Below are 14,588 nucleotides of genomic sequence, written 5' to 3' on the forward strand. Positions count from 1 at the left end.
TCCTCATAGTCCAGTCCAGAAGCGTCGGAAAAAGGGGTATTCCTATTATTTTTTCTGTAACCTGAATTTACTTCAGATTAAAAAATAAAAGAATGTAATGTACAATCGTAATAAGCTACTACTACAAAAAAAAAATATAATTTCAAATGATAGAAATAGAACGAAAATTTTTAGTCACATCAGATCTATTTAAAGAAGAAGCTTTTTCTCAAAACCGCATTAAACAGGGCTATTTAAGCTCAATTCCTGAACGGACAGTTCGAGTTCGAATAAAAGGGGACAGAGCCTACATAACGATAAAAGGAGCGTCAAACGAGACGGGTATGTCCCGTTTTGAGTGGGAAAAAGAAATTCCTGTAACCGATGCCGAAAAACTACTGTTACTGTGCGAAAAAGGGGTTATTGACAAAACTCGCTTTGAAGTAAAAGTAGGCAGCCACACGTATGAAATAGATGAATTTTACGACGAAAATAAGGGCTTAGTTATTGCCGAAATAGAGCTTCAGTCTGAAAGTGAAAATTTTGAAAAACCAAGCTGGCTAGGAAAAGAAGTGACGAATGACAATCGCTATTACAACTCTAATTTAAGCAACAATCCATTTGTAAATTGGAGCTAATTATTTTTTAAAAACCTCAATCGTTACCGTCATAACCCCTGCGCCTTTGTTTTTTGCTATTTCCATGAACGCTTTTTTAGAAAGGTCAATATTTCTGGATTTTACAAACGGTCCTCTGTCAGTTACCTCTACGATAACAGATCGTCCATTACCTTGATTCGTAATTCTTAATTTAGTTCCAAAAGGAAGTTTTTTATGAGCAGCAGTATATTTATTCCTATCAAATAATGCCCCACTAGCTGTTCTCCTACCGTGAAACTTATCAGCATAATACGAGGCATGGGCATCTTTTTTGTACACGACTAATTCACCTATCGTATCTTTTTTGACTTCTTGCTGAAGTATTACTACTTTGGACTTTTTAATAGTGTCTTTGGATGCTATAGTCTTTGGAATGGCAGATTGTTGAATTAACGTTTTTTGATTATTTATAGTTTGGCTTTGACTACTCACCAATGCAACAATTGTAAATAAAAATAGGACTGTTATTGATTTTCTCATTATTAACTTTTTAGTTCGAATCTGTTTAAACAAAAACCATACCTTGATGAAAAAAGCCCTATAAATAGGGCTTTTTTATGATTTTTTAGAACCACATTGACCATGGAATTCTACTCAATATAAGCAATAATCCCAATCCGTAAAAAATAGAAAAGGTCTTAAATTTAAAGTCACTTGTTGTCAATTTTTTGTGTTTTGTCCATCCTATGGTGATTAATGCAATCGCAATAATATTAATTAAAGGATGCTCTAACGAAGTCAATCGCAATGCTTTATCAGACATTTGTCCCAATGAAGCAAAACCAAGCGGAGAAACAAAATACAAAATCAATCCGATTAATAATTGAGTATGCGTTCCTATCAATCCGAAAACTGCAATTTTTCTGTCTTTGGCAGTAAATTCTTTTTTGGAAAACATCCCAATAAAAGCATTAACTACTGCAATCACCAATAATAAAAGAGCGATATAAGCCCAACCTGAATGAAACTTTTGAATAAATTCGTACATAAAGTAAATGTTATTTTTTAAAAACAAATATAAACAAAAAAGGTGTAAAAAACCACTTATTGCTATAAGCTAAAGTGGCTGCCTAATTAATATTATATAAAAAACTGCCTAAAATTAATTTTAGGCAGTTTTTATAAATTTAGATTAAAGTCCTACAAAAATGGATGTAATACTTTATCTACTACTTGAATTACTACATTAGTACCTTGAATATTAAACGTTTTAATTGTACCATTAGTAGTCCCTACTACATCGTTAATTTTTACAGTACCAACTAAAATTGTAAATTTATTAGGCGTATATAAAGTTGTAATCAAAACGTCAGCAGAAGTAGAGTATGAAGTAGTTGAACTTGGAGCTCTATTTCCATTCTCTACATGATATTTCAAAATATTTGTTACTTGACCGCCCGTTTTTCTGTTAATCCCTGATATAATTTTAAATTCATCTCCTGCATCCATCAATTCAAGAATACTCCGTTCACATGTCATAATTACTATATTTTTATAGCAACTATCCTAGTAAAAAGACTAAATACGACTACAACTAGCAAAATACAAACAAACTCAATGAGAGCTTTGTACTACTAGCCTGTTTTTTAAAATACAAATATTACTAAACAAAAAAGCCCTCATTTCTAATCGAAATGAAGGCTTTTAAGAATAAAAAATTTGATATCAAAAATAGAATTATTCGAAAGAATATCTCACACCAACTTGCATTTGCCATCTTGAAGATTGCAATCCTAAATCATCAACTTGATTGATTCTATTGGCATTATTAGGATCAAAACTAAATGTTGGTGTCGTTTTATCTGCTAAGAATCCTTTTTGTTCAAGTAACTGAACTTGACCAAATGATACAAAATATCTCTTATCCCAATTTTTGTTAAGTAGATTAGTGAAGTTAAACACATCAGCTGTCAACTCTATCTTGTGACTCTTTTTGTTAACATTTATTGAGAATTCATGTGCTAATTTTAAATCAACAACATGACTCCACTTTAAACGATCGGCATTTCTTTCAGCATACTTACCTTTACGGCCTCTTAAGTAGCTATCTCCTTCTATAAAAGCACTAAGTGCTTCCCACTGTTGATCAGCTGTAAAATTTGAATTTGAAACTAAGTTTATATCTGCTCTATTACCCGGCACGAAAATCAATGCTGAAGAACTAAATGTATCTTGCAGCAAGTTTCCTCTATCATTGTAAACATAACTAAACGGTGATCCTTGAGATCCTTCGTAGAAAAGTCCAATTGTAGTTTTCATATTTTCAGACCACTTGAATTTTACAGACGAATTGCTCAAAAATCTATGTCCCTGATCAAAATCAGATCTTGAAATTCTATCAATTGCATTAGAACCATTTACTGTTTCAATGTTATTCCACTGAGAACTGTTTTGAGAAGATGTAGCATCTAACAATACAGTAGATTTCCCATAGGCATAAGTTGCAGAAATATTAGCATCAACAAGATCAGATGCGAAATTTTTAGTTACTGTGATTGATGAGTTCCAAGCTTTACCTGCGCTTGTATTTGAACCTAAGAAAATACCAACGTACGTATTATCAATACGGTTATTTCTTTCATTATATCTTGGTCTTGTATCAGCTCCAATTAAATTTGAGGTTGAATTACCAAGATTTACGTTTTCATAAGTAACCGCAGATATATTATCGTTATAAATAATCTCACCAGAAACCACAAATCCTGCTGGCAATTTTTGATCTACTGCAAAGCTCGCTTTAAACACTTGAAGTAATTTGAAGTTTTTAGCAAACAAATCAACATTTCCTCCCAGCTTTCCACTTCCAGGCAATGGACCTAGAGCAGTACCGTTATTATTAAGCTGGCTTTCTACACTTGTATCTGGATTGAAATTAGGCGTTCCCTTACTAATATCAATTGCACCTTGAGAAACTCCATTATTATTATATGCACCACCTGGCCATACTAAAGGTAATCTAGAAGTAAAAATACCTAGACCTCCTCTAAATTGAGTAACTCTGTCTCCATTTAAATCATAATTAAATCCAACACGAGGAGAATAATGAGCTGTAGTAGCTATTCTATCACCAACTATTGCACCTTGAAGATTTTTACCTGCAGCGTTTAACAAAGGTATCGTTCTAGTTTTTAAATCACTATTTACAGTCCCTTTATCCCAAACCGGTACATCAACTCTTAAACCGTAAGAAAGTTTAAAGTTATTAGTAATTTTAAAATTATCTTGAATATAAGCCCCAAATTGGGTAACATTAAATTCTGCAGCTCCTTGAGAGTCATCCCCTGAACCACCAAATAATGAATACCCTAAACAGTATCTATCTGGTTTAGCGTCATCCAAAAAGTCTTGCAGAGTGCTATACCTGTAATAACCAAAGTTTCTTCCAACAAACACATTTTTAGCGTAAGAAAATTCATTGTGAGTTCCTATCGAAATATTATGTTTCCCTACATTGATTTCAAAGTTGTCAGACACTGTAAGAATTCTTTACTTTAATAAATTTGCGGTTGAAAATGCCTCAGCTCCAAAATACATCCTTCCTGAACCATCAATGATTTCTACACTAGGAAAAGGATCACCAATAGGGTCTCTGTTATCATCTACTACTGTATAACCGATCACTAAATTATTTGAGAATTTATTACTGAAACGTGAATTTAATTCAAGCGCTGTAGAATTTGTTGTAGAAACAAAGTTTTGAGAACCATTCAAGAAATTTATACCTCTTGAAGAAGATCTATTTGGTGAAAAATTAGTTGCTTTTACATAACTATTTTTAACAGATAATTTATGGTTGTCATTAATATTCCAATCTATTTTAGCAATCAACTTATCACTTACTAATGTACTTATATTATTAGTAAAAGAACCTGGATTATAATTATAATTATCTCCTAAGTAATTTACAAGTTCTGGTATTCTAGCGCCACTGTTCCCTAAATAATCTTTGATATCAAAAGGATTTGGTGTAGCATTATCTTGTCTTTCGTAATTGATAAAATAAAACAATTTATTTTTTGTAATAGCACCACCGGCTCTTACACCATAAGTTTGAGCAGAAAAGTCAGCTAATTTTTCTCTTGTACTAGTACTTCCAGCTTCTGGAGGAGTTTTCCCTGCTAATGCTTGATCTCTGTAGAAAAAATAAGTAGATCCTTCAAAATTATTTGATCCAGAACGAGTAATAGCACTAATTGCGCCTCCTGCAAATCCAGATAATTTAACATCAAATGGAGAAACACTTACTTGGAATTGTTCAATTGGATCAAGAGATATTGGGCTAACTTCCGTTTGACCGCCATTAGTACCGTTCGAAGATAATCCAAAAAATCATTATTAACAGCTCCATCAATATAGATCGCATTATACCTATTATTTTGACCTCCAATAGACAAAACATCATCTCCACTAATCTGTGCCTGCGGAGTTAACCTTGCAAAGTCAGCTATATTTCTTGACAATGATGGCAGCTTAGGAATTGAAGCAGAAGAAGTAGCCGAGCTTGACATTCCGTAATCGCTTTCTATATCGTAAGGCAACATAATACTAGTAATTGTGGAATTCGTTTTTACTTTGTTGCCTTAGTGTACATACATTAATCCTTAAAAATAGTGTTAAAAAAAATATTCACAAATCTATTTGCTCCTAAAAGAGTCCATACTAAAGCTCACACAACATTTGGAGTCACTGCTTGTAAAAACAATAAATTTAGCTGTAACTATTAAATTGGCTATAGTTGAGTTGATAATTACGATCTCCACTAATAAGAGTAATGGATGAAGCATACTATGAAAAAGCAAGAATAACATATTAGGATTTAGGTGTAATAACATATTAATAGAAAGCATAAAAAAAACCACGCTTTAAAGCGTGGTTTTGACATTTAATTGGTTTAAAAATTCAAACATGAATTAATTTCAACATTCTAACTAAAGTTAGTTTCCAGTAAATTATTAAAAAAAATACTTTTTACTTAGAAAGAATACCTAGCTCCTACTTGAAGTCTCCACGTTTGAGTAAAGGTTGAGTTATAATCGTATGTACTAACTGGGTATTCACCACTAACTTTATTAAATGAGTAAGAAGGAACATTGTTAGCATCTTTTCCCTCATATTTTAAAATTTGACCCCTACCAGAGATATTGTTGTTTTTATCAACACCCCATTCTGAATTTAACATATTCCCTACATTTATAAAATCCATACTAAATTGTAGCGTATTAGTTCTTCCACCTACTTTAAAATAATATTCACGTAATAATCTTAAGTCAAAACTATTAACCCACGGGCTAAGGGCAGCATTGGCTTCAGCATATTTACCTTTATTCGCTTTCAAATAGCTATCTTGTTCCATAAAGTTAAAGAATGCATCTTCGCTAGCAGTGTCGATGAATTTAATATCCCCTTTCGCTTTTGGTATGTAAATTAAATCTGCAGCAATGCCATCTCCGTTCATATCATTCGAATACGTAAAGCTATTTCCGTAAGGAGAGTAACCTGAATAGAACAAATTAATAAAAGAAGCAGATTTTAAAATATCATTTGACCAAGGAAGTTTATACGATACAGATGCAATTACTTTGCTTGGCACCACATATTGAGAACGTTGAAGGTCTGGCAAATGTGGCCCATTAACTGTAACTAATCCATCATATGCAGAACGTGCATTACTACCAGGCATGCCAGAAATCTCCTGAGATTCAGTATAAGTATATGCTGCCATTAATTTCAAATCCTCTATTGGTTCTGAATTAACTGTAATATTTCCTATAGTACTAAAACCTTTGCTTGTGTTTGATAACACGTATGCATTTCTTCTATTATAACTAATATCTGCCCTAGCTGGGTAAACATACCTGTCATCAGCACCAGAAAAACGATCCCATGTGGAATCTGGCTGCTTTAAATCATAGTTTTTAAGCATCACACCATTCATAGTTTTTGTATAAATTCCTTCAACAGTAACTGATAATGGGAAAGAAACAGGAACTTGGTAATCTAAGGCTAGAGAAGATTTCCATACTTGTGGCATTTTAAAATTAGGATCTACACCATTAATATCGCGTGGTAAAACACCATCCTCAGGAGTAATTGTATTTGGCAAATTTAATCTTTGAATCATTTCATTTACATCAGTAATCATTGGGCCTGCTAAACCCGCTAAGGCTGGATCAACCTTTTTCACAGAACCATCGAAATTATATGTGGTAGTAGCTGCATAACTTCCCTGAACCATACCTGAGTTGGTTGGCATGTTGGTGAAAAAAACCAATGGCAATCTTCCAGAAAAAATACCAGTTCCTCCACGAAGTTTCATTGATTGATCTCCTTTTATATCCCATGAAAAACCAACTCTTGGAGAGAACTGAACATTGGCATCTGGCCATTTACCAGTATCAATTTTTCTTCCACCAAAATCTAGGTCATAAATAGAGTTATTTCTTAGAATATTATCTTCATACTTCAAATAATCGGCACGGATCCCATAAGACAACTTAAAGTTAGGATTAACATCCCAATCATCCTGAAGATAAACTCCAAATTGATTGAAAGCAACTTCAGCAGTTGGATTTAACTCGCCATCGTAACCATAAGTCAGCGCAAAGTCTCTTGGAGCAGCTTGATTTATAAAATCATCAACACTAGCATAACGATAATAACCTGTCCCATTTCTCATATAAGAATTATTTGCCAACTGGTGCTCAAAACTTAGACCACCTGTTATTTTATGGTTATCTAAATAATAGGTCAAATTATCTGTAATTGTGAATGTGTTGTTGTTAACGGCATTATTCCAAGTAAATAGCTCATAGCCAGCAGATATATAAGGTTCAAGAACCTGTGCTCCAGCTGTTGTTACCCCATTCATGATATCAATAAACGGAAAAGGAGAAGAATTTGAACCACGTGCATCTTGTATTTTTGAAGATGTAATAAGGAGCTGATTTGAAAACTTATCTGAAAATCTACTATTTAAATCTAATGAAAGTGAATTCACAATGTTATCCGTAGAATAGATAGAATTAGAAAAAGCCATGGAATATTGTGATATACGATCCATTGCTCTGTTACGGACACCAGCATCTGTTGAGTTACCATTAGTTGGGCTCCATCCTTGGTTTTTAGTATGGTTATAACGCACACTCAATTTGTTTGCATCGTTGATATTCCAGTCAAGACGTACAAGAATTTTTTTATTAGTTTCATCAGCAGGATAATCACTATATGAACCTGCATCATAGCCATAGTTAGTACTTAAATGCTCTTTCACCCTTTCCATATCCGCAATACTAGTGCGTGAAAGTAATAAATCAAGGTTTGCAACACCATCTTCTGAAGGTCTCCAATTAACAACTTGTCCTGGACGAACTATAGATTCTGCATTAACAAAAAAGAATAATTTATTTTTAATAATTGGACCTCCAAAAGTGAAACCTTTAGTTGTTGTTGATGCCTCAGGGCGTAATCCAAAATCAGCATCGCCAATTTTATTGCCTCGCATATCTTGGTTGGTGAAATAAGTATAAGCAGTACCTTTAAATTTGTTAGTTCCCGATTTAGTTATAGCATTGATACCACCACCAATAAAATTAGATTGACGCACATCAAAAGGAGCTATTACTACTTGAATTTCTTCAATAGCATCTATTGAAATTGGACTTCCTCCACCTGGTAGGCTAGAACTCAATCCAAAGTTGTTGTTAAAGTTAGCGCCATCAATTGTAAAGTTAGTCGAACGACCGTCTCCACCAGCAATGCTCATTCCATTAGCATATGGAGAAAGACGAGCAATATCAGTAATACTCCTATTAATTGTTGGCATAGCCGTTATTTGCGCATTAGATATGTTGGTTGTTGCTCCTGTTTTATCTCCTGAAAACTTTGTTCTCTTTGTAGAAATAACAACTTGATCTAAAAAAACATTTTCCTCATTTAAAATAACATTATGAAGATAAGCTGAACCTAGCCTAATCGTAATATTATTAGTTGTGTTTTTACCATATCCAAGATAAGATACTTCAACACTGTAAGGGCCACCAACACGCATCCCTGGTAAATTGTAATTTCCTTCGGAATTTGTTACACTACCGTAGGTGGTGCCTGAAGGAGTATGAGTTGCAATTACTGTTACGCCTACAAGAGGTCCTACAGCATCTGTAACTCTCCCAATAATACTAGATGAAGTGACCTGAGCCATCATAACTGAAGAACATAATAATGTTACAGTCAGTAATAAAAGCCGATTAATTTTTTTCATTGTCTCCATTTTTTGTTTTTTGTTATTTTTGCCAAAATTATAACAATTTTAACTAAAAAGGTTAACACAGTGTTAAGAAAAAACTTTCGTTTTATTGATTTTGGATAAATAAAAACTACTAATTTCATTTATTTTGCTTAATTAGTACGGAATTAATAATTTTAATTAATTTTAATAATTAATACTTTTAATTAAATGAAAAATTAATAGGAATACGATAAAAGTGAAAGGACCTTTTTTTTACTTAAAATCAGATCTTTACACCTGTAAAAAAGGCAACTTATTTCTTCAAAAACAATCCAAAACAAATGCAGCCGAACCTCCTTTATTGTTTTTTTAGAAATTGTAAAACAAGCTATAATTCCATGTTCTTCCGAAACCAAAATTTACATTATTGGACGTATCAATTCCCTTAAACAGTTGAGCATCCTTATACGTTTGGTATGAGACAGCGGTATCAAAATCCGTCTGACTTTTTATGATATCCGTTTTTGATTCTGAGATATAAACCGCATCCAAAACGTTATTCACATTTAATCTAAAAAGAACCGAGTCACCTCTATTTTGACCCAATAGCAACTTATAAGAGACACCGGCATCAACTAAACCATACGACGGCAATTTCAAAGAGCCTTTATCTGATACACTTGTTAAATATGTTGGATAAAATCAGCATATAAATTGGTAGCATAAAGATAGTTCGCATCTATTTTCACCCTTTTTACCAGCTCATAAGTTGCACCAATTGCCGCTGTACTTTGCGCCGCATTACCCACTTTAACTTTATCCAAATACAATACGTTTGCACCTGCTCCAAATAATTGATTGGAAAGAGTATATCTCGTACTTGTCGCATTTCCGTTATAAAACCAATTGCCATAAGACAACATACCGTTGACCATCAATTTATTTATAGGCTTAAAATTGAAGTCTAACTCTACCCCCTGATGCGTTTTACTTAAACCCTCATATAAAAAATAACCATTAGGGTTTTCTAAAGTACCCGCAACTACAGTACGATCGCCCACAGTCTGAAAACGGTCTTTCCAGGTCGTTCTGTATAAGTTTAGATTTGTAGTGAATTTTGAAGAATGAAATCCGTACCCTGATTCCATACCTACAATTTTTTCGTTGGTTAAATTATCATTTACATAATTTCTACCAAAAGGATATACCGCATACATAAAAGGTTGTTTTGAATAATACCCTGAATTCACAAATAGATTATGATTCTCATTAATATTATAATTCAAGCACGCTTTAATGTTTCCACCCACTATTTTCTTGAAATCGGTTTCTTGATTTCCACTTGCGTCTGTAAATCTAAAATAATCAATTCTTTTGAAGACTTCTTGGAAAAGGCACCTTGTACAAAGGCAGTTAAATTGTTTTTAGAATACTCTAATTGAGCAAATGCCCCTAACCAATTTATTTTACTGTCTGTATCACAAGTTATCTTTTCCTGATAATCTGAATTCCAAAATGGATTAATACTTGGCCTTACACGATAGGTATTTGTAATAATATTAGGTTGCGGAGCATTAATATCTCCATCGGAATCCGTTAAATTATCTCTATAGGCATCCCCTCCTAATAAATCATTTAAAACACGAAAGTGACTTCCTTTATAAGTTCTTAAATCCACTCCGACATCTAACGTGATCCCTTCAGCAATTTTTGTATTTAAACTTGCCGCCCCGTCATACCAGTTATGCAAATTCGTATAAGCAGCCTTAGTGATACCTGTTGCATTATTGTACGCATACGGATTTGCCGCAGTACCCGAACCCGTTCTTCCGGACTCATCAGAGTTTATATACAATCCATTAGTCAAAATCCTAGTTTGACGAACTCCGTTAATTAAAATAGCATTACCACTGTTCCATGCGTAAATCTTATCATAATCACGACTTCCGTCACTGTTTGCAAAATTATCATCCGTGTATTGCAACCCTCTTATTCCTCCGCTATCTGATGTTCCACCACCGCCTGCCCACGAACCGTATAAAACCGCAGAAAGCTTCGTTTCCTCGGATATTTCAAAGCCCTAGCTGAATGACGCCACCGGCTTATGATAATAGTTCGTTCTCATGTTGAACGCTTCGCCATTTAAATATTCGACATCTATATTTAGCTTTCTATTTGGTTCACCGCTAGCTCCATATTTCAAATAGTCTGCAATAGAGATGTTGGTAGTTTTTTGATCATGCCAGTAAGTACTACCAGTAAAAATAAACTGAAAACTATTTTTAAGATTTAATTCATAGCCTAAGCCAATAAAGTAATTTTTTGCTCTAAATTGAGTTCCATCAACGTAACCGTCACCACGAGTTTGGCTAAATAGTACTACAGCCGAAAGTCCATTGGCCATTTTTCTTTTGGAATAAGTGGCTTTATATTTAAAATAATAATTATTCCCAAAAGTAGAACTGACCGTTCCACCCTCTTTGTTATCAGCCGTTTTTATTATTATAAAACAAAAGCCCCTGTTTTTGAAAAACAAGAGCTCTACATCATATCGGTTTTAGTGAAAAATTAAAAGAAATATAATTCCAACTCTTTCCTTTAACCTCACAATTCTATTTATTCTTCAAATAATAATCCAAAAGAAATGAAGTTGAACTATCGTGATTGCTTATTTCTTTCGAATTAAGTTCTTCTAGAATAGAGTTGGCCAGTTGCTTTCCAAGCTCCACTCCCCATTGATCAAAACTAAAAATATTCCAAATCACTCCTTGCACAAAAATCTTATGTTCGTACAATGCGATTAAAGACCCTAATGCTTTTGGAGTCAATTTTTCAATTAAGATGGTGTTCGTAGGCTTATTTCCTGCAAAAACTTTAAAAGGCAATAGGAATTTTGCTCTCTCGGCATCAAGTCCTTGTTTATCAAATTCAGCCTTTACCTTTTCTGCTGTTTTTCCGTGCATTAGAGCTTCCGTTTGTGCAAAATAATTAGACATCAGTTTATCATGATGCTCTTCATCGCCATACAACGGTTTTACAAATCCAATGAAATCTGAAGGGATTAACTTCGTTCCTTGATGAATTAACTGGAAAAAAGCATGTTGCGCATTAGTTCCGGGTTCTCCCCAAATAATAGTTCCAGTCTCGTAGTTAACAGGTATCCCGTCTCTACCCACACTTTTACCATTACTTTCCATTGTTCCCTGTTGTAAATAAGGAGCTAGTTTTTGAAGATATTGTGTGTAAGGAATCAACGCTTCGCTCTCCGCTCCAAAAAAATTATTGTACCAGATACTCAACAAGGCAAGAACAACCGGCATATTCTGATCAAAATCAGCCGTTTTAAAATGGTCATCCATTTCATTTGCACCACTTAACAATTCATCAAAATTATCAAAGCCTATCGCTAAACTTATGGTTAACCCAACGGCACTCCATAATGAAAAACGACCGCCAACCCAATCCCACATCGGGAAAACATTTTCTGAATTAATTCCAAATTCAGTCACCTTTTGAATATTGGTGGAGACAGCCACAAAATGTTTGGCTATATCTTCTTGCGTTGTTCCAAATTCCTTAGATAAAAACCATTCTTTGATGGTTTCGGAGTTTGTTAACGTCTCTTGAGTTGTAAACGTTTTAGAAACAACAACAAAAAGGGTTGTTTCAGGATTCAGCTTCTTTATGATTTCATTTACATGATCTCCATCTATATTCGAAACAAAATGAACATTAAACTGATTTTTATAAAACTGCAATGCTTCAACAACCATCGCCGGACCTAAATCAGAACCCCCAATACCAATATTTACAATATCAGTGAAAGGCTTCCCTGTGTATCCCGTTCTTTCTCCTGCTATTATTTCATTCGAAAAAGCTTTAACCTTTCTTTTTACATCATAAATTTCAGGAACTACATTTTGCCCGTTTACATTTATAACCGCTGATTCTTTTGCTCTTAAAGCAGTATGAAGCACCGCTCTGTTTTCAGTTTGATTAATTATCTCCCCGGCAAAATAATCCGAAATTGCCTTTTTTAGACCAACCTCATTTGCCAATTCCAATAAAAGGTCTATTGTTTCTTGATTGATAATATTTTTTGAATAATCTATTAGAAAATCATTCCATTTCAGGTGAAACTTTGCTGTTCTACTAACATCCACTTGAAACATCTCCTGCATCGTGGCATTTCGCATATCATCAAAGTGCTTTTGTAGATTTTTCCAAGACGCTGTATTTGTGGGGTTTATTGTATTTAAAGCCATTTTTATTTTAATTCAAGTATTAATCCTGTTTTGGCAAAAATACTGAAATTAGTTTTAATTGCTTAACCCTTTTAATTTATATCACAATTTAGCGGGAATTGAAAAGATATTATCATCGTAAAAAAGAAGGGAGGGCCATTATTTAATATAAATAATGGCCCTCCCTAATAAATCATCTTATCATAAATTAACTCAAAGGAAACCCATTAATTTATAAATTACCAACGCTGTCTAACTCAAACTTCAACGGCTCAATAGTCGTTAAAAAACGAGCTCTATTAGCACTTCTCATTGGCTCTCCTCCTGGTAATTTTAACTTTAGGGCATCAACTTGTCTTCCGTTTTTCCAAAAACGATAACATACATGAGGTCCCGTCGCCAGACCTGTACTACCGACCCTACCAATAACATCTCCTTGATTTACATGTTGACCACGTCGAACCAAAATTTTTGACATGTGTAAGTATTGAGTCGAATACGTCCCATTGTGTTTCACTTTGACATAGTTACCGTTTCCTGCAGTATACCCTGTTCTTTCCACCGTGCCTGAAGCAGTAGTAGTAATTGGCGTTCCTCTTGGTGCGGCATAATCGGTTCCTTTATGTGCTTTCCATCTGTGCTGTACAGGATGATACCTATTCATGGAAAACCGGGAAGTCAATCTGCTGAATTTAATAGGTGTTTTAAGAAAGAAATTTTTTAAGGTTTTTCCATCCTCGTCGTAATACCCTACTTGCCCAGAGGCGGCATTTTGAACATATGGGAAGGCATAAATAATTTTTCCCTTATATTCGAAAAACGAAGCTTCCAGATCCTCAACGCCATTATAAACAGAATCATTAATAAATCTTTCCGTAAAAGTAACGGCAAAACGATCCCCTTTCTTTAGTTTAAAAAAGTCAATAGACCATGAATATATTTTTGTGATTCTACTCGCTAAAGCAGCCTCTACTCCGGCATTCCCAAGAGTTTCAGATAACGACCCTTTTAAAACGCCGCCTATAGTTCGTCTTCTGATAGTAATTGGTCTCGTTTTTTTATAAGCCACTATCGTAGTATCACGAAAATCGAATACATAGTAGTTCAAAGCATCTGGTTGATACACAAAAACCTGTAGCTTATTTGTTTTATCTTTTGACCTAAGCATCGTGTAAGCTCTGTTAGGTCTAATGTAACGAACATTAAAAGTATCCCTCACGCTTTTTACGATCTCGAACACTTTTCGGTCGCCGATGTTTTGTTTACTTATAATTGTACCAAAATTATCTCCCCTTTTAATGGTATCCTGAACGACATTAAATTCAGAATAATTAAATCCAAAATCAGAATTCTCTGCTATCGGTTTAACGGTTTTAACTTTAGTCTTTGCTTCTGGTTTATCATTGGATTCATTGCATGATAGTATTGATGTTAATACTATTAAAATAATTAATACTTTCTTCAAACCGTATTTTGTTTTTT

At 34.0% G+C, this 14,588-nt stretch carries 14 protein-coding genes; 1 reads left to right on the forward strand and 13 read right to left on the reverse strand.

Annotated features, from left to right (window positions below):
- The first annotated feature begins 146 nt into the window (after positions 1-146).
- Positions 147-617: a CYTH domain-containing protein gene (locus tag CXF59_RS11755; RefSeq protein ID WP_101137955.1), complete on the forward strand. Its 471-nt coding sequence runs from the start codon at positions 147-149 to the stop codon at positions 615-617.
- On the opposite strand, the gene CXF59_RS11760 is transcribed toward CXF59_RS11755, so the two are convergent.
- From CXF59_RS11760 to CXF59_RS11810, 13 genes are all read right to left on the reverse strand, one after another.
- A complete protein-coding gene (locus tag CXF59_RS11760) occupies positions 618-1,118 on the reverse strand; it encodes a septal ring lytic transglycosylase RlpA family protein (RefSeq protein ID WP_101137956.1) in 501 nt (166 codons plus the stop codon).
- Between the two features lie 85 nt (positions 1,119-1,203).
- Positions 1,204-1,626 (reverse strand): hypothetical protein, encoded by a 423-nt coding sequence (locus CXF59_RS11765; RefSeq protein WP_101137957.1) that lies wholly within the window; start codon positions 1,624-1,626, stop codon positions 1,204-1,206.
- A 152-nt stretch (positions 1,627-1,778) separates the two neighbouring features.
- A complete protein-coding gene (locus tag CXF59_RS11770; RefSeq protein ID WP_101137958.1) occupies positions 1,779-2,117 on the reverse strand; it encodes a fasciclin domain-containing protein in 339 nt (112 codons plus the stop codon).
- A 198-nt stretch (positions 2,118-2,315) separates the two neighbouring features.
- Positions 2,316-4,112 (reverse strand): TonB-dependent receptor domain-containing protein, encoded by a 1,797-nt coding sequence (locus CXF59_RS15440; RefSeq protein WP_232758838.1) that lies wholly within the window; start codon positions 4,110-4,112, stop codon positions 2,316-2,318.
- Between the two features lie 12 nt (positions 4,113-4,124).
- The gene (locus tag CXF59_RS15445; RefSeq protein WP_232758840.1) at positions 4,125-4,646 is read right to left on the reverse strand and encodes a hypothetical protein; all 522 of its coding nucleotides are present in this window, start codon (positions 4,644-4,646) and stop codon (positions 4,125-4,127) included.
- Between the two features lie 233 nt (positions 4,647-4,879).
- Entirely contained in the window at positions 4,880-5,179 is a 300-nt protein-coding gene (locus CXF59_RS15450; protein ID WP_232758842.1) for a hypothetical protein, read from the reverse strand.
- A gap of 431 nt (positions 5,180-5,610) precedes the next feature.
- Entirely contained in the window at positions 5,611-8,838 is a 3,228-nt protein-coding gene (locus tag CXF59_RS11780) for a TonB-dependent receptor domain-containing protein (RefSeq protein WP_232758844.1), read from the reverse strand.
- A gap of 393 nt (positions 8,839-9,231) precedes the next feature.
- Positions 9,232-9,522: a TonB-dependent receptor gene (locus CXF59_RS11785; RefSeq protein ID WP_157824572.1), complete on the reverse strand. Its 291-nt coding sequence runs from the start codon at positions 9,520-9,522 to the stop codon at positions 9,232-9,234.
- Between the two features lie 23 nt (positions 9,523-9,545).
- The gene (locus CXF59_RS11790; protein ID WP_157824573.1) at positions 9,546-10,148 is read right to left on the reverse strand and encodes a TonB-dependent receptor domain-containing protein; all 603 of its coding nucleotides are present in this window, start codon (positions 10,146-10,148) and stop codon (positions 9,546-9,548) included.
- 23 nt (positions 10,149-10,171) lie between these two features.
- The gene (locus CXF59_RS11795; protein ID WP_101137962.1) at positions 10,172-10,846 is read right to left on the reverse strand and encodes a hypothetical protein; all 675 of its coding nucleotides are present in this window, start codon (positions 10,844-10,846) and stop codon (positions 10,172-10,174) included.
- A 96-nt stretch (positions 10,847-10,942) separates the two neighbouring features.
- Positions 10,943-11,266: a hypothetical protein gene (locus tag CXF59_RS11800; protein ID WP_157824574.1), complete on the reverse strand. Its 324-nt coding sequence runs from the start codon at positions 11,264-11,266 to the stop codon at positions 10,943-10,945.
- Positions 11,267-11,474: 208 nt separating this feature from the next.
- Complete coding sequence (pgi, locus tag CXF59_RS11805; protein WP_101137964.1) at positions 11,475-13,127, reverse strand: glucose-6-phosphate isomerase; 1,653 nt, start codon at positions 13,125-13,127, stop codon at positions 11,475-11,477.
- 211 nt (positions 13,128-13,338) lie between these two features.
- On the reverse strand, positions 13,339-14,571 hold the full coding sequence (locus tag CXF59_RS11810; protein ID WP_101137965.1) for a peptidoglycan DD-metalloendopeptidase family protein: 1,233 nt from the start codon (positions 14,569-14,571) through the stop codon (positions 13,339-13,341).
- Positions 14,572-14,588: the final 17 nt, after the last annotated feature.

Source organism: Flavobacterium sp. ALD4 (assembly GCF_002836475.1).
Classification (GTDB): domain Bacteria; phylum Bacteroidota; class Bacteroidia; order Flavobacteriales; family Flavobacteriaceae; genus Flavobacterium.

Bases quoted from the DNA above. Each gene is read 5' to 3' on its own strand.
- CXF59_RS11755 (WP_101137955.1), top strand. From the start codon at position 147: ATGATAGAAATAGAACGAAAATTTTTAGTCACATCAGATCTATTTAAA.
- CXF59_RS11760 (WP_101137956.1), bottom strand. From the start codon at position 1,118: ATGAGAAAATCAATAACAGTCCTATTTTTATTTACAATTGTTGCATTG.
- CXF59_RS11765 (WP_101137957.1), bottom strand. From the start codon at position 1,626: ATGTACGAATTTATTCAAAAGTTTCATTCAGGTTGGGCTTATATCGCT.
- CXF59_RS11770 (WP_101137958.1), bottom strand. From the start codon at position 2,117: ATGACATGTGAACGGAGTATTCTTGAATTGATGGATGCAGGAGATGAA.
- CXF59_RS15450 (WP_232758842.1), bottom strand. From the start codon at position 5,179: ATGTTGCCTTACGATATAGAAAGCGATTACGGAATGTCAAGCTCGGCT.
- CXF59_RS11780 (WP_232758844.1), bottom strand. From the start codon at position 8,838: ATGATGGCTCAGGTCACTTCATCTAGTATTATTGGGAGAGTTACAGAT.
- CXF59_RS11800 (WP_157824574.1), bottom strand. From the start codon at position 11,266: ATGGCCAATGGACTTTCGGCTGTAGTACTATTTAGCCAAACTCGTGGT.
- pgi (WP_101137964.1), bottom strand. From the start codon at position 13,127: ATGGCTTTAAATACAATAAACCCCACAAATACAGCGTCTTGGAAAAAT.